The following is a 14,901-nucleotide window of genomic DNA, read 5'->3' as shown; positions in this document are numbered from 1 at the left end:
ACCATGTGGCGTCCAGATTAGCCGGCATGAAGGGCTACTTCTTCGCCGCGGCCACCTCGCGCCCGTTGAGGGGGGCTACCAGTAAGGTTGGAGTCTGCCACTGGCAGAGCGGGGTTCTTGCAGTACAAACCGCTGATACCTTCCGCGCTGGAGACACACGATGCATAGCCGCACCAAGGTGGCACTGAAGAGAGAGGAGCTCGCGCTGCTCGTCCGTGACGTCCTCGGCTCGCAGCGCTCCGTGCGCCGCGTCGACGAGCTCACGGAGGGGATGTTCAACGCCGCGTACGCGCTGGAGCTCGAGGACGGGGCGTCCGTCGTGCTGAAGGTGGCCCCTCCCCCGGAGCTCCCTCTGCTCACGTACGAGCGAGACCTCATGCGCACGGAGGTCGAGTTCTACGAGCACGCCGCCAAGGAGAAGGTCTGCCCCGTGCCGCGCGTGCTGGCCCACGACTTCTCGCGCACGCGCATCGGCAGGGACTTCTTCTTCATGGAGCGGCTGCGTGGCACCCCGCTGACCAGGGCGAAGAATCAGCTGACCACCGGGGAGCGCGCGCGCATCCAGACCGAGCTGGGTGAGCTGGTGGGGCGGCTGAGGACCATCCGGGGACGCTTCTTCGGATACCTCCAGCCAGACACTGGCCTCCAAGCAGGTACGTGGCGCGAGGCGTTCCTCGCGATGGTCGCGGCGCTCCTCCAGGACGCCGAGCGCTTCGCGGTGAAGCTGCCCATGCCGGCCCGCGACGTTCTCGCGCTGTTCCAGTCCGGTGCGAAGGTGCTCGAGCGAGTCGAGGAGCCAACGCTCACGCACTTCGACCTCTGGGAGGGCAACGTCTTCGTACACCGCGTCGAGGGGGCCGCGCGCATCGAGGCCTTCATCGACGGGGAGCGTGCGTTCTGGGGAGACCCGCTGGCGGAGCTGGCGTCCACGGCCCTCTTCCGAGACCCGGAGCAGGAGACGGACTTCCTGCGCGGCTATCAGGCGGCCACGGGCTCGCCGCTGGTCTTCACGGAGGAGGTGCGCCACCGGCTCAACCTCTATCGCGCATACCTCTATCTCATCATGGTCCTCGAAGGCGTACCTCGGGGGTATTCGGGCTTGAAGGCCATGGCGATCCGTCAATACTGCCGGATGAAGCTCCGCGGTGAGCTCAAGCTGCTGGCATCACGCTGAGCCTGGCGCGGTACCTCACGAGAGGCCTGCACGCACATGGACAAAGGCATCGCGACTCGGCTGGCACTCCACAAGACGTGGGTCGACTCCATGGGAAGTCGCGGCGCCCTGCTGTCTCTGGAGGACGCGGACTTCACCCAGGCGAACCTCCCCGGCCAGGTGCTCACGAGCGCCGAGCTACCGGGGGCTCTCTTCACGGAGAGCACGCTGACGGAGGCGGACTTCTTCGGCGCCATCCTGGCCTCTGCCTCGTTCGATCGCGCCGACCTGTCGGGCGCCATGCTGGGCAAGGCCAACCTGGACCAGGCCTCGTTGAGGAAGGCAGTGCTGAAGAAGGCCCAGGCCCTCAAGGCCAGCTTCTACGAGGCGGACCTGGAAGGGGCCGACCTGACGGGAGCGGACCTGCGGCGAGCCTACCTGGTGGAAGCCAACCTCGAGTCCTGCATCCTCCGGGGTGTCCAGCTGGACGAGGCCTCGCTGCACGGCGCCCGGGTGCGCGGGGCGGACCTGCGCGGCGCTCTCGGCTTGTCGTCCATCCACGCAACGTGGCTCAACCTCGGCAGCCGTGAGGCTCCCGTCCGACTCGAGGGTGCGGCACTGAAGCAATGGCTGGCTGAACAGTCGTCGGAACCCTGAGCGGTGGAAATGCAGCAGGTGCTCGGATGGGCGCTGCGGAGCGGTTCTCGAGACTACGTCGCCGCGGGGTGGCAGGACACCGCCAGCGGTAGCCCCAGCGCGGCGAGCTCCGTCAGTTCCCCGGGGGAGAGCTCGAAGTCGCACTGCCGCTCGTAGGCGACCACCAGGTAGAGCGTGGTCCCGGTAACCCCCAGGGCTCGGAGCTCAGGCAGCCGCACCTTCAGCTCCCGCAACGGCTCCAAGGCAGAGGCACCCGGCGCCAGGTCGTCGTCGAGCAGCACCAGCATGGCGCTCCCGTACCTCAGGGCCTTGCCCTCGTAACGTCCCGAGGGAGCAACGTCCCCGGGCTCGTTCGCGTCCACCAGGAGGAGCCCCGTGCGCGCCTGGGCGAGCGATGGAGAGAAGTCATCTCCCTGGAGGAGACAGTAGAGGAAACGCCGTGTTGGGAGCCGCTGGCTCATGCCCGGCACTTCACCCCACGTCCACCACGAGCGCCAGCGGCGTGCCCCGCCGGACGAGCAGGAGCGGAAGGGCGTGCGCCACCGGGAACCTCGCGGTCGCCGCCAGCATCCCCCAGGAGTCCCAGGGCAGGAGGGGAGGCTCCTGGGGAGGCATGGGGAGGGCCCGAGCCCGCGGAGCCCTGGAGCGCGCCGGGCGCTTGCGGCGGGGAGGCCGCGTGGCCTGCTCCACGGCGCGTGCACACTCGGGACCCAGCAATGCATCCAGGGAGAGGCACAGCACCTGGCTGAGCTTGCGCAGGGTCCGGACCCCCGGAGACATGACGCCCCGCTCGAGGCGCTTGTAGGTCGAGACCCCCAGACCGAGCCGCTCAGCCATCTGCTCCTGGGTGAGCGCCGCGCTCTCGCGGGCGGTGCGGAGGGTCTCCCGGAGGGCCTCGGCCAGACGTTCCCGAATCTCAGGAGGAAGGTGACTTGGCATGGTGGCCACAACCCTACTGACCCCTGACGTCAAGTCAACCCCATATCCTATTTTGCCGGTCAGTTGTTTTAATCCCGCCGCCCCAAGTAGGGTCCTCGCGCGCTGTCGGTTGCGAGACGGAGCCGCGAGCCCGGGCGTCCGGAACCGTGCGCCTGCCCCGGAGGGCTCCTGCGTGACGCTGGCGCGCGTGCTGCGCTCCCGGGTGCACAGCGGGCGCCCCACACGGGCCCGCCACTCCTCGGGGAGAAACGCACCGTGCCCCATACCCGACGTCCTCAGCCCGGACCCGTCCGCCTCGCGCACTGGGCCAATGTGCCGCTGCTCGCCATCCTGGCCGCGAGCGGCCTGCAGATCCTCGTCGCCTATCCCATGATGGGACCGCAGGGCGCGCCCTATGGCGTCTACCCCTTCCAAGGCACACCGCCTCCCGAGTGGACCCGGCTGGGCGAGTGGCTCGCTGGCGCGCGGCACTGGCACTTCGCCTTCGGCTGGTTCTTCGTCCTCAACGGCCTCGCCTACGTCGCCTGGCTCGTGGGCTCGGGTGAGTGGAGACGACGCCTCTTCCTCCCACGCCGAGACGCACGCGAGGCGCTGCACACGGCCGCGTACTACCTCCGACTGCGCAAGGAAGCCCCGCGCCAGGAGCCCTACAACGGCTTGCAGCGCTTCGCGTACACGGGCGTGCTGGTGCTGGCCACCATCGAGGTGCTCTCCGGGCTCGTCCTCTACAAGCCCGTGCAGCTGCACCTGCTCACGTCCCTCTTCGGCGGCTATGACCCGGCCCGCCTGGTGCACCTGCTCGTGCTCGCGCTGCTGGCGCTCTTCACCGTGGGACACGTGGTGATGGTGGCGCTCCACCCGCGCACGCTGGGAGAGATGGTGACGGGAGGCAGGCGCCATGAGTGACAGGCGCGGCGGACGACTCCTCACCCGGCGCTCGTGGCTGCTCGGCACGGCTGCGGCGGCCGTGAGCGCGTGTGACAGCAGCAGACCCCGCCAGGGCTTCCTCGGCGTCATGGAGCGCTTCAATCAGCGCGTCCAGGCGGGGCTCTTTGATCCAGAGCAGCTCGCGCCCGAGGAGCCCGTGGCGGCCCTCTCCCGGCCCGGCGCCTTTCCGCAGTACTTCATCTCGGACCGGGTGCCGCTCGCGCCGGCTGGCTGGGCCTTGAAGGTGGGCGGGCTGGTGGCCCGGCCGGGGGTGCTCTCGTTGGAGGACTTGCGGCTGATGCCGCGCACGAACTACCGCATCCGCCATCACTGCGTGGAGGGCTGGAGCGCGGTGGCCTCGTGGCACGGCGTGCGGGTGAGCGAGCTTGCACAGCTCGTGGGCGCGGACCCGCAGGCCCGGTTCGTCGAGTTCCGCTCCTTCGACTCGAACTACTTCTCTTCCTGGGACGGACCGAGCGCCCTCCACCCGCAGACAATTCTCGCCTACGGAATGAACGGCGAGCCGCTACCTCCAGAGCATGGCGCGCCGCTGCGCCTCTACTCGGGCGTGAAGCTCGGCTACAAGATGGTGAAGTACCTCACCGAGGTGAACTTCCTCCCAGAGCCTACGGGTGGCTACTGGGAGGACCGCGGCTACGAGTGGTTCGCCGGGGTGTGACCCGCCGGGGTGTGGCTCAAATGGCCTTCTTGCCAGACACCGGGGGCTTGCCTCCGGAACCCACTGCCCGTTCCGCGGCTCGGTCCGACAGCAGCGCCTTCAGCGCCTCCTCGCGCGAGCGGTAGACGTTCACCGCCGCGCCGTTGATGACGCCGCTGGTGCTGACGAACATCTTCGTCATCTCGTCGCCGCCGAAGCGGAAGGAGCGCTTCGTGTAGCGCGACAGCACCTCGGTGCGCTCGCGCCCGAAGACCCGGCCCGCCGTGTACTTCACCACCAGCCCATCCAGGTTGATGAGCAGGTCCACCTTCGACGGGTACTTCGACAGGAAGCCCTCCACCTCCGTGCGCCAACGTGCCACGTCCAGCGCGTTGTTGAGGACGCAGTCCTGGAACGTCGCCGTCACGACGTCATGCAGGTCGTCGTAGTCGAAGGACATCTTCCAGGCCATGGGATGGCCTCCTATGCGCGGCCAAGACCGGCCAGGAAGGACGTGAGCAACGCGGCCGTCTCCGCGGGACGCTCCACCTGCGGGTAATGCCCCGGCCCCGGCAGGTACGCTAGGCGCGCGTTCTTGATGGCATTCACCACCTTCTCGCGCAGGAAGGCCGGCGGCAGGAACGCGTCATCCGTGGCCACCACCAGCGTAGGCGCGGTGATGGAGGCCAGCTTCGCCTCGAAGCCACCGCCCGTCCACGCGTCGAAGTTGCCCTCGATGGAGCCCTTGGCCACCGTGCCCGCGTCCTTCAGCAGCCGCTCCAGCGCCTCCGCCGAGAGCTGCTTGCACGCCAGGCCGAGGATGATCTTCTGCTTCTCCCGGTCGTTGGCCGAGGTGCGGAACAGCCCCGCGGCGTCCGGCGGAAGCGGCAGGCCCCCGGCGGGCACCGTGTTGAGCAGCACCAGCCCCTCCACGCGCGAGGGCTCCTGCGCCGCCACCCACTGGGCCACCTGGCCGCCCATGCTGTGGCCCACCACGGTGAAGCGCTTGAGTCCCGCGTGGTCCGCCACGGCCAGCACGTCACGCGCGTGCTGCTCGAGCGTGTAGCCGCTCGCGGGCGCCCCGGAGCCACCCGAGCCCCGCAGGTCCGGAATCACCAGCCGCAGGCCCGTGGTGTCCAGCTTCTCCACGAACTCGCCAAATACCGCGCCCGACACCATCCAGCCGTGGACGAGCAACACGTTGCGTGGTCCGTCTCCGACGACGCGGTAGTGGATGGGGGTCTGGTCGCTGGAGGCAACAGTGGGCATGGAAGGGTCTCCTCAGTCGGGGGTATCCGCGGCACGGGGGTACCGCGGCGAGGGACAGCGAAGGGGGCGTGGATGCTACGCCAACTCTCCAACGTGACTGTAGCCTGTCCTGTCCAGCGCGGGAAATCATCGGGTCCCACGTGTCCTGACACCCTCGCCGAGCTGGGCTCCCTGGAGGACACTCCGCTGCCGCAGAACGTGGTGGAGCGCGCCCGCTGGCAGGTGGCCCGTGGCTACGACCTGCGCTTCCGCACCACCTCCTCCGTGGTCTCCCACCTCATCCGAGCACCTCTCCAAGGTGACCCCCGCGTCCATGCAGGCCCTGGTGCAGCAGCTCTCCCTGGGCCGCGAGGTGGTGGTCATCACCGGAGACGCGACCTCGCTCAAGCCGCAGCTCACCGCCGCGGGCTTCTCCGTCGAGGTGCTCGCTCCCTGACATCGCGCGTCACGCGCGCGGCGCCAACCGCCGCCGCGTGCTCACCACCGGGCAGAGCGCGGGGGCCGGGGTGAGTCCAGAACACCCCGGATTGACTCCCAGGAGGGAGAGGTGCTGGAAGGTAGGACAGACGGGTAGGCGCGGGCCCGCCGCCTCGGCCGTTCCAATCCCCCCCCACCGCGCTGGGAGTCACTCCATGAAGTCTGCCATCGGAAAATTCCGCCCATTGCGTGCGGCCCTGCTCACCGCGGGCCTCGCCGCTACGCCGTTGCTCTCCTGCGGCCAGGCCCCGGAGGCCGAGGTCCTCACCATCGACGGCACCCCGGAGGCAGTGGGCGAGACGCAGCAGGGGGCCATCTCCTGGACGCTCGGCGCCCAGTACGACGCGACGAAGAGCAACATCACCTTCCGCGTCTACTCCTCGCGCGCCACCCGCATCGAGGTCTACCTCTACGGCGTGCCCACCGATACCGCGGCAGTGGCGAAGTACACGCTGACCAAGGGCACCAACAGCGTATGGTCGGTCACGGTCCCCACCTCCGGGCTGCCGGCCACGGTGTACTACGGCTACCGCGCCTGGGGCCCCAACTGGACGTACAACGCGAGCTGGACCCCGAACTCCGCGAACGCCGGCCTGGGCTTCGTCACCGACGTGGACGCGCAGGGCAACCGCTTCAACCCGAACAAGCTGCTGGTGGACCCCTACGCGCTGGAAATCAGCCATGATCCCATCCACCCCGGCAACACGAACGGCGCCATCTACGCCTCCGGCGCCGCGAACCGGAACACGGACAGCGGCCCCAAGGCGGCCAAGGGAATCGTCCTGGCGGCGGACACCACCAGCTACGGCACCAAGCCCACGCGCGCGCTGAAGGATGACGTCATCTACGAGGTGCACGTGCGCGGCCTCACCCAGGGTGACTCGAGCATCACCTCGTGCAAGGGCACCTACGCGGGCGCGGCGCAGAAGGCCGCGGCACTCAAGGCCCTGGGCGTCACCGCCGTCGAGTTCCTCCCGCTGCAGGAGACGGACAACGACGCCAACGACGTCAACCCCACCAGCACCACGGGTGACAACTACTGGGGGTACATGACCCTCAACTACTTCGCGCCGGACCGCCGCTACGCCTGTGACAAGTCGCCGGGCGGCCCCACGAAGGAGTTCAAGGCCATGGTGAAGGCCTTCCATGACCAGGGCATCAAGGTCTTCATCGACGTGGTCTACAACCACACCGGCGAGGGCGGCGCCTGGAGCTCCACGGACAAGACGACGTACAACGTCTTCAGCTTCCGCGGCCTGGACAACCCCACGTACTACACCCTCACCGGCGACTTCCAGAACAGCTGGGACAACACGGGCGTGGGCGGCAACTACAACACCTTCAACACGGTGGCGCAGGACCTCATCATCCACTCCCTCAAGTACTGGAAGGACGAGCTGGGCGTGGACGGGTTCCGCTTCGACCTGGCGTCGGTGCTGGGCAACACCTGTCAGCACGGGTGTTTCAACTACGACAAGCTGAACAGCGGCACGGCGCTCAACCGCATCTGGAGCAACCTGGCCCCGCGTCCGGCGGCGGGCGGCACCGGCGCGGACCTCATCGCCGAGCCGTGGGCCATTGGCGGCAACAGCTACCAGGTGGGCAACTTCCCCAGCGGCTGGTCCGAGTGGAACGGCATCTACCGTGACACCCTCCGCAAGGACCAGAACCAGATGGGCGTGGAGTTGGTGACGCCGGGGCAGCTGGCCACGCGCTTCGCGGGCTCCTCGGACCTGTACGAGGATGACGGCCGCAAGCCGTACAACTCCATCAACTTCATGGTCGCCCACGACGGCATGACGTTGAAGGACCTCTACAGCTGCACCAGCAAGGACAACGGCCAGTTGTGGCCCTACGGCCCGTCCGATGGCGGCGAGGACAACAACCACAGCTGGAACCAGGACGGAGTGGCCGCCGACCAGCGCAAGGCGGCGCGCAACGGCTTCGCCTTCCTGATGCTGAGCGCCGGCACGCCGATGTTCACCGGCGGCGACGAGTTCCTGCGCACGCAGTACTGCAACAACAACGTGTACAACCTGGACTCGAGCGCCAACTGGCTCAACTACTCGCTGAACACGGACCAGACGAACTTCAAGACGTTCGCCCAGCGCCTCATCGCCTTCCGCAAGGCGCACCCGGCGCTGCGTCCGGCCAACTTCTTCAGCGCCTCGGACACCAACGGCAACGTGATGGAGCAGATGCGCTGGTTCCAGCCGAGCGGCGCCGTGGCCGACACCGCGTACATGGGCAACACCGGCAACCACGCGCTGGCCTTCCGCATCGACGGCACCGAGTTCGGTGACACGGCGAGCGCCATCTACGTGGCGTACAACGGCTGGAGCGGCGCGGTGGACTTCAAGCTGCCGTGGCCGTTCACGGGCAAGCAGTGGTACCGGGTGACGGACACCTGCAACTGGGCCGAGGGCACCAACCAGGTGGCCAACCCCGGCTCCGAGACGCTCATCGGCGGCGAGAACACCAACTACAACGTGTGCGCCCGCGGCCTCATCGTGCTGATCGCCAAGTAGTCCGCTGACGCAACGTCGTTCATTCGCGGGGCGCGGTGCCTTCCGGGGCCGCGCCCCGCTGTGTTTTCAGGCCCGGCGCCTCAAGGCGCGTAGGTGTCGCGCAGGCGCTTGAGCAGCGTGCGCAGCTCGCTCACTCCCGGCTCGCTACAGCCGGCGAGCTGCGCACGGTAGCTCGAGCCCTCCAGCACCAGCGTGAGGTAGCTGCTGGAGTCGGTGACCCTGCCGCAGGGATATTCCCCGCGCCGCAGCACCTCGAGCAGCTCGGAGCTCGTGGCGGCCTCGCGGACCAACTCCATCTCCTCCGCGGACAGGGCGGTCTCTCGCACCGCACCGCCATAATCCCCGAACCGGTCCACGCGGAAGGTGCCGTCGGCCCGCAGCTCGTCCCAGCCGCTGCAGTCCATCTCCTCCGTGCAGGGCCCACCTCCGGACTCCCACTTCAGCCGGACGAAGCGCTCCTGGTAGAGGAGGTCCTCGGGCTCGAAGACACCACAACTCACGAGCAGTCCCAGCACTGCACCACTGGCGGCGAGACGGCTCAGGCGACGAAGGGGCGGGAAGGAAGGGCGCATGACGGCGCCACCTTGCAGGCCCCGGACCAGCCGCAACCCCGCGAAACGGCGAGGCCACCCGGGAACAGCGGCCAGGGTTCTCCACGGGCCCCACTCGGATTCCTGAGGGGAACGCGGCGGGGTCAGCTCCGTTCCGACGAGGGAGCCTCCTGCTTGTCGGTCGGCGAAGTCCCGGTGTTGGCCACCACACCGGGCAGCGGTTCAGTCGCGGAGCGCAGGAGCGCTGGGGCGGGCTGCTCGCGGCGCAGCGTCACGTAGCCCTTCACCGCCACCTCCAGGCCCACGTCCCGCTTCGCCCGCTCCGACAGGAACCACTTGTGCTCCAGCACCTGGCAGTAGAGCTCGGCCTCGTCCGCCGCCGGCCCGAGCTCCCGCTCCAGCTTGTTCAACGTCGGCCGGAAGCGCTCGTCCAGCCAGCGGAACGCCGCCACACTCAGGGGGACGCTCCGGTTCATCTCGCGCGTCAGCGTGGCCTTCAGCTCGCGCACCTCGTTGAGCAACAGCGCCGCCTGCCGCTCCTCGGCCACCAGCCCCGTCAGGTTGTGGAGCTGGTGCCGGTGGTACTCGCGGTCCGTCACGATGGTCCGCATCCTCAACTGGCTCCCATCCCCGCTCGCCACCAGGTCCACCTCGCCCACCGAGAAGCCCAGCTCGTTCAGCGCCCGGATGCGCTCGTGGATGCGGTAGCTCTCACCCGGCGTGAGGATGAGCTCCTTGTTGATCTCCGCCCACAGCCGCTCGTAGCGCTGGCGGATGCTCGGGGCCGTCGCGTACACGTCGAGCGTCGGAGGCAGCTCCACCATCGCCGCCAGGTCCGCGAGCCCACCCGTCACGTTCTCCTCCATGATGAGCAGATCCAGCTCGCGCTGGCCGTCGGAGAGCTTGGGGTGCAGCTCCGAGGTCTCCGCATCCACCGCATACGCCTGGAGCTCGCCCGCGTCGCGACGGAAGAGGACGTTGGACAGGGAGCAGTCCCCCCAGAAGAAGCCACCGAGGTGCAGCCGCACCAGCAGGCTGGCCATCGAATCCAGCAGCCGCTCGCGGTAGCGCTCCAGGCCCTTGTTCATGAAGAGCACGCGGTAGGGCAGCGACGAGGGCAGGTACTGCGTGAGGAGGATGGCCACCTCGTCCCCGGGCTCGCCTGGAACGCGCACCCGCGCGAGCCCCACCACGGTTACCGCTGGCAGGTGGCGCTCCTCGAGCCCGCGCAGCATCTCGTACTCGCGCCGCCCCACGGACAGGGGCAGCTCCTTGAGCGCGTAGATGTGCGCCCCGTAGCTGACGAAGACCACCGGGTGCCGGGAGAGACCCCGGGGGACCTCGACGAGGCGGGGGCACACCTCCAGACGCCACTCCTCCAGGGGCAGGTACCAGGGCAGGTCCAGGAAGTCCGGGTGCCCCTGGTGGAGGTGCAGCGCGTTGAGCCCACGCGGTGGCGTCATGAAGCCCCATCCTACAGCGAAGGCGTGCACTCCTCCGGCGCCTCATTAGAATCCGCGCCCCATGCAAACCCTTCAAGGATGGACGGCCCTCGTCACCGGCGCCAGCTCGGGAATCGGCGAGGCCTGCGCGCTCGCGCTCTCGCAGGCGGGCGCTCGGCTCGTGCTCGCGGGTCGCCGCGGTGACCGGCTCGAGGCCCTGGCGGCGAAGCTCCCCAACCCCGCCCACTCGCTGGTTCTGGATGTGCGCTCGCGCAGCGACGTCGAGTCCTCGCTCTCCTCCCTGCCCGCCGGGTTCGCCGACGTGGATCTGCTCATCAACAACGCCGGCGTCGGCCTCGGTCTCGAGCCCGCCCATGAGGCGTCGGTGGATGACTGGGAGACGATGATCGACACCAACTGCAAGGGGCTCGTCTACGTGACGCGCGCCCTGCTGCCCGGCATGGTGAAGCGCAACCGCGGGCACGTGGTGAACCTCGGCTCGGTGGCCGCCACCTACCCCTACCCCGGTGGCAACGTCTACGGCGCCACCAAGGCCTTCGTGCACCAGTTCTCCGAGAACCTGAAGGCAGACCTCGTGGGCACGCGCGTGCGCGTCACCGACGTGCAGCCCGGCATGGTCGAGACCGACTTCTCGCTCGTGCGCTTCAAGGGGGATGCCACGCGCGCGAGCAAGGTCTACGAGGGTATGGAGGCGCTCACGGCGGCAGACATCGCGGACATCGTGCTCTGGGCCGTCACCCGCCCCGCCCGCGTGAACATCAACGTCGTCGAGGTCATGCCCGCGGACCAGGGCTTCGGCCCCTTCAACATCAAGCGCCGCTGAGCTTCGGGAGCCATCGCGTGGAGCAGGTACCTTCACAGGGAAAGAGGACGGTTCACTGCGCGGACGCCCTGGCGTGGCTGGAGGGCCAGGGTGTGCTCGCCGGGTGCTCGCTCATCACCTCGATGCCCGATGTGTCCGAGTTCCCTTCCTTCTCGCTCGCCGAGTGGAAGGACTGGTTCGTCCGCACCGCATCGCTCGTGCTCTCGCACTGCCCCGACGACGGCGTCACCATCTTCTACCAGACCGACATCAAGAAGGACGGGACCTGGGTCGACAAGGGATACCTCGTCCAGAAGGCCGCCGAGCAGCTCGGGCACTCGTTGCTCTGGCACAAGGTCGTCTGCCGCACGCCTCCTGGCAGCATCACCTTCGGGCGCCCGGCGTACTCGCACATGCTGTGCTTCTCGCGAGGACTTCGGGCGGACGTCTCGAAGTCCACCGCCGATGTGCTCCCCCAGGCCGGCGAGGTGACGTGGACCCGCGGCATGGGCGTGCAAGCGTGTCTCGTCGCCTGCCGCTACGTGCTGGAGAACACCCCCACGCGCACCATCGTGGATCCGTTCTGCGGCCATGGCTCCGTGCTCGCCGTGGCCAACTGGCTGGGGCTCGATGCCGTGGGCGTGGAGCTCAGCCGCAAGCGCGCGAAGAAGGCGCGGGCCCTGCGCATGCCGATGGGAGACTCGGAGCCCTCGGGTGCGCTGGAGGGCGAGGAGACCGAGGACGGTGACGGAGAGGCGTGAGGTTCACAGCTTCTTCGTGAGGTGCTCGATCACCCGCTCCTGTATCCGAATGGAGCCTCGCGCGAACAATCCCGGAGCCAGGCGCTTCAGCCTCCAGGCCCACCGGCCATCCGCCATCGGAAGCACGTAGAGCCGGTCGTGCTCCACCGCGCGCACGCACGCGTGCGCCACCGTGTCCGCAGACACCGAGGCCTCGTCCACCAGCTTCGACGCCAACCCTTTCAGCCGCTGGCCGTCCTTGTTTTCGATGATGTGCGCCGAGGCCGCGATGTTCGTCCGGAAGAACGTCGGGCAGGCCACCGTCACCCCGATACCCGCGGGCTTCAGCTCCGCGAGCAGCGTCTCCGACAGCGCCACCACCGCGGCTTTCGATGCGTTGTACGCCGCCATGTACGGAGTGGAGATCAGCCCCGCCGCCGACGCGATATTCAGGATGTGTCCCCTGCCCTGCTGGCGCAGCAGCGGCACGAAGTAATGACACCCATGGATGACTCCCCACAGGTTGACGTCCAGCACGCGCTTCCAGTCCGCCAACGGCAGCTTCCCTACCTCGCCCGCGCTCAGTACCCCTGCGTTGTTCACCACCAGGTCCACGCCGCCGAACGCCGCCTCGCTCTCCCTCGCCAGTGCTTCCACCTGCTCCGGCTTCGCCACGTCGCAGCGCACCACGTGGGCCTCGCCGCCCTGTTGCTCCACCTTCCGCGCCGTCTCTTGCGCTGCCACCTCGTCCAGGTCCGACACCACGAGGCGAGCCCGCCGCCGCGCCAATTCCAGACACAGCGCCCGGCCCAGGCCGCTGCCCGCTCCAGTGATGACCGCTCGGGGACGCTCGGGAAGACGCATCTGTTTGAATTCCTCCGCTCCACACGGCACGGGTGGTTAGCGGCGACTGCCTCAGATCAACGGACCCTGAAGGGAAGGGACCTCCACGTCCCGGTGCTCCGTGCCCTCCAGTTGTGGCCGCTCCTCCGTCCCGAGGAGCTCGTAGAGCGCCGTCATCACCGCGTGCGGCTGGTCCCACATGAGGAAGTGTTTGGCGTGCTCCACTCGCACCAACTTCGCGCCCGGTATCTCCCACGCCAGCCGCTCGCCCCACTTCACCGGCAGGATGTCGTCGTCCACGCCCCATACCACCCGTGTGGGGACCGCCATGTGCGGCAGCCTCGGCACCAGTTCCTGTGTCTGGTTGGTGTCCAGTGCTACCGCGTTGCGGACCAGGGACGTCTTCCCCACCTCCGTCCCGTACGGCGCCAGCAGCCCGTCCACCAGTCCGCCCGGCGGAGCCGTCGCGAAGGGCTTCCGCTTCAACACCACCTTCAACAACCTCTGCAACGACGGCGCCGACAACCGCCTCACCACGCCCGGGTGTCCCAGCTGCACCATCAGCTCGAGGGGCCACGCGTCGTAGCTGACACTGTTCATCAGACACAGCCGCGACACCCTCCGCGGGAAGCGGATCGCCAGATGCTGCGCGATGCCTCCGCCGATGTCGTGCCCCACCACCGCCGCGTCCCCTACCCCCAGTCGGTCCATCCACGCATCCAGTGCCTCGGCCTGCCGAGCGATGGATCGGTCGAAGCCCTCGCGCCGGTCCGAGTACCCGTACCCCAGCAGGTCTGGAATCAGCACCCGGTGTGTCATGGACAGCGCCGGCAGCAGCCCGCTCCACAAGAAGCCCCACGTGGGAATCCCATGCAGCAGCACCAGCGGCGCTCCTCGCCCCTCATCCACGTAGCTGATGAAACGGTGGCCCAGCTCCACGACTCGCTGTCTCGCCTGGTACTCGCGCCAGTTCATCGCAGCTCCTCCCCCACCACGAAGTCCGGCACCAGGCGCGCCTCCGCCGGGAAGGGCAGCCGTCGCTCCAGGTCCCCCACGTCTCCCACCAGCGTCGCCATCCCGAGCACCAGCACCGGCAGCCGCCACTCGCTCTGCACCGTCACCCGCTGGATGAGCTCCGCGTCCTCGCGCAGCACCTCCAGCCGCTCCTTCGACAGCGCCACCTCGTACGGCAGCCGCCTCGCCAGCCGCCTCGAGGTCTCCAGCAGGGCGTCACACTCACGGGCCCACTCCTCCGTCCTCATCCGCGGCTTCAGCCGCTCCCATGTCGCCTCCAGGTACTCGGGCCACAGCGCCAACCCGCGAAACTCTCCCGGCAGCGATGGTGGTCCCACCGTCTCCTGAATGTCCTTGAAGAGGACGCGCAGCCGCGCATCGTCCGGCCGCTCCTCCACCCACTCCATCGCCATCATGCGCGACGGAGCCCCCCGCTCTATCCGCTCCGCGCTCCCCAGCGGCTGCAGCGCTCCCACGGGCTCGTCTTGTAATGCCAGCTTCACCGCCGAGGTGAACACCAGCATCTTGGGATTGAGGTAGTGGTACAGCTCCAGCGCGCCTCGCACGTGGTAGCGCTGGCTCTCCCCCAGCACCACCGCGTCCCACGCGCCCAGCCGCCCCAGGCGCTCGGCGGCCTCCACCGCCTGTGCCCTCACCTCGTCCGCCGCCGACTCGAAGGCCCGCGTCTCCGTGTTCGGCCCCATCGCCTCCCACATCCCCACCAGGAAGCGCTCGAAGCTCGCCCACGTGCGCACCGTCACGTCCAGCCCCGTCACCCGCAGCGTCTGCCTCATTTCATAGAGGACCCGCTCCACCTCTCCGTGCGCCTCGTGCTCGCTCACCTGCTTGGGACTGGCCATGGACGCGCCTCCTCCGGTCG

17 protein-coding genes are annotated in these 14,901 nt (G+C 68.6%); 8 read left to right on the top strand and 9 right to left on the bottom strand.

Annotated features, from left to right (window positions below):
* Window positions 1-160: 160 nt before the first annotated feature.
* Together OV287_RS00885 and OV287_RS00880 are read left to right on the top strand one after the other, a co-directional pair.
* Window positions 161-1,174 carry a phosphotransferase family protein gene (locus OV287_RS00885; protein WP_267532044.1) on the top strand — a complete coding sequence of 338 codons (1,014 nt, stop codon included), beginning with the start codon at window positions 161-163 and terminating at the stop codon, window positions 1,172-1,174.
* Window positions 1,175-1,210: 36 nt separating this feature from the next.
* On the top strand, window positions 1,211-1,810 hold the full coding sequence (locus OV287_RS00880; protein WP_267532043.1) for a pentapeptide repeat-containing protein: 600 nt from the start codon (window positions 1,211-1,213) through the stop codon (window positions 1,808-1,810).
* Between the two features lie 53 nt (window positions 1,811-1,863).
* Here the strand turns inward: OV287_RS00880 and OV287_RS00875 are convergent, their stop codons facing one another.
* Both OV287_RS00875 and OV287_RS00870 read right to left on the bottom strand, forming a co-directional pair.
* A complete protein-coding gene (locus OV287_RS00875) occupies window positions 1,864-2,271 on the bottom strand; it encodes a hypothetical protein (protein ID WP_267532042.1) in 408 nt (135 codons plus the stop codon).
* A gap of 10 nt (window positions 2,272-2,281) precedes the next feature.
* Entirely contained in the window at window positions 2,282-2,749 is a 468-nt protein-coding gene (locus OV287_RS00870; RefSeq protein ID WP_267532041.1) for a helix-turn-helix domain-containing protein, read from the bottom strand.
* A 255-nt stretch (window positions 2,750-3,004) separates the two neighbouring features.
* Between OV287_RS00870 and OV287_RS00865 the strand changes: the two genes are divergently transcribed.
* Together OV287_RS00865 and OV287_RS00860 are read left to right on the top strand one after the other, a co-directional pair.
* Complete coding sequence (locus OV287_RS00865) at window positions 3,005-3,655, top strand: cytochrome b/b6 domain-containing protein (protein WP_267532040.1); 651 nt, start codon at window positions 3,005-3,007, stop codon at window positions 3,653-3,655.
* Window positions 3,648-4,355: a molybdopterin-dependent oxidoreductase gene (locus tag OV287_RS00860; protein ID WP_267532039.1), complete on the top strand. Its 708-nt coding sequence runs from the start codon at window positions 3,648-3,650 to the stop codon at window positions 4,353-4,355. The genes OV287_RS00865 and OV287_RS00860 overlap by 8 nt, the downstream gene beginning before the upstream one ends.
* 16 nt (window positions 4,356-4,371) lie before the next feature.
* On the opposite strand, the gene OV287_RS00855 is transcribed toward OV287_RS00860, so the two are convergent.
* On the bottom strand, window positions 4,372-4,806 hold the full coding sequence (locus tag OV287_RS00855) for a hypothetical protein (protein WP_267532038.1): 435 nt from the start codon (window positions 4,804-4,806) through the stop codon (window positions 4,372-4,374).
* A gap of 11 nt (window positions 4,807-4,817) precedes the next feature.
* On the bottom strand, window positions 4,818-5,603 hold the full coding sequence (locus tag OV287_RS00850) for an alpha/beta fold hydrolase (RefSeq protein ID WP_267532037.1): 786 nt from the start codon (window positions 5,601-5,603) through the stop codon (window positions 4,818-4,820).
* Window positions 5,604-5,916: 313 nt separating this feature from the next.
* On the opposite strand from OV287_RS00850, the gene OV287_RS00845 reads away from it, so the two are divergent.
* Both OV287_RS00845 and OV287_RS00840 read left to right on the top strand, forming a co-directional pair.
* A complete protein-coding gene (locus OV287_RS00845) occupies window positions 5,917-6,039 on the top strand; it encodes a hypothetical protein (protein ID WP_267532036.1) in 123 nt (40 codons plus the stop codon).
* Between the two features lie 196 nt (window positions 6,040-6,235).
* Window positions 6,236-8,608 carry an isoamylase gene (locus OV287_RS00840; RefSeq protein ID WP_267532035.1) on the top strand — a complete coding sequence of 791 codons (2,373 nt, stop codon included), beginning with the start codon at window positions 6,236-6,238 and terminating at the stop codon, window positions 8,606-8,608.
* 80 nt (window positions 8,609-8,688) lie between these two features.
* On the opposite strand, the gene OV287_RS00835 is transcribed toward OV287_RS00840, so the two are convergent.
* Complete coding sequence (locus OV287_RS00835; RefSeq protein WP_267532034.1) at window positions 8,689-9,180, bottom strand: hypothetical protein; 492 nt, start codon at window positions 9,178-9,180, stop codon at window positions 8,689-8,691.
* A gap of 122 nt (window positions 9,181-9,302) precedes the next feature.
* Window positions 9,303-10,622 carry a DUF4032 domain-containing protein gene (locus OV287_RS00830; RefSeq protein ID WP_267532033.1) on the bottom strand — a complete coding sequence of 440 codons (1,320 nt, stop codon included), beginning with the start codon at window positions 10,620-10,622 and terminating at the stop codon, window positions 9,303-9,305.
* Between the two features lie 61 nt (window positions 10,623-10,683).
* On the opposite strand from OV287_RS00830, the gene OV287_RS00825 reads away from it, so the two are divergent.
* On the top strand, window positions 10,684-11,445 hold the full coding sequence (locus OV287_RS00825; protein ID WP_267532032.1) for an SDR family oxidoreductase: 762 nt from the start codon (window positions 10,684-10,686) through the stop codon (window positions 11,443-11,445).
* 17 nt (window positions 11,446-11,462) lie between these two features.
* A complete protein-coding gene (locus OV287_RS00820) occupies window positions 11,463-12,185 on the top strand; it encodes a TRM11 family methyltransferase (RefSeq protein ID WP_267532031.1) in 723 nt (240 codons plus the stop codon).
* Between the two features lie 3 nt (window positions 12,186-12,188).
* On the opposite strand, the gene OV287_RS00815 is transcribed toward OV287_RS00820, so the two are convergent.
* The 3 genes from OV287_RS00815 to OV287_RS00805 are packed head-to-tail and all read right to left on the bottom strand — an operon-like array spanning window position 12,189 to window position 14,881.
* Window positions 12,189-13,028 carry an SDR family NAD(P)-dependent oxidoreductase gene (locus OV287_RS00815; RefSeq protein ID WP_267532030.1) on the bottom strand — a complete coding sequence of 280 codons (840 nt, stop codon included), beginning with the start codon at window positions 13,026-13,028 and terminating at the stop codon, window positions 12,189-12,191.
* Between the two features lie 51 nt (window positions 13,029-13,079).
* A complete protein-coding gene (locus OV287_RS00810) occupies window positions 13,080-13,982 on the bottom strand; it encodes an alpha/beta fold hydrolase (protein ID WP_267532029.1) in 903 nt (300 codons plus the stop codon).
* Entirely contained in the window at window positions 13,979-14,881 is a 903-nt protein-coding gene (locus OV287_RS00805; RefSeq protein ID WP_267532028.1) for a halocarboxylic acid dehydrogenase DehI family protein, read from the bottom strand. Before OV287_RS00805 ends, OV287_RS00810 begins: the two co-directional genes overlap by 4 nt.
* Window positions 14,882-14,901 lie beyond the last annotated feature (20 nt).

This window comes from Archangium lansingense, assembly GCF_026626635.1.
Lineage (GTDB): Bacteria > Myxococcota > Myxococcia > Myxococcales > Myxococcaceae > Archangium > Archangium lansingense.
Note: the sequence above shows the minus strand (reverse complement) of the source record. Positions and strands in the feature narration are given on the sequence as shown.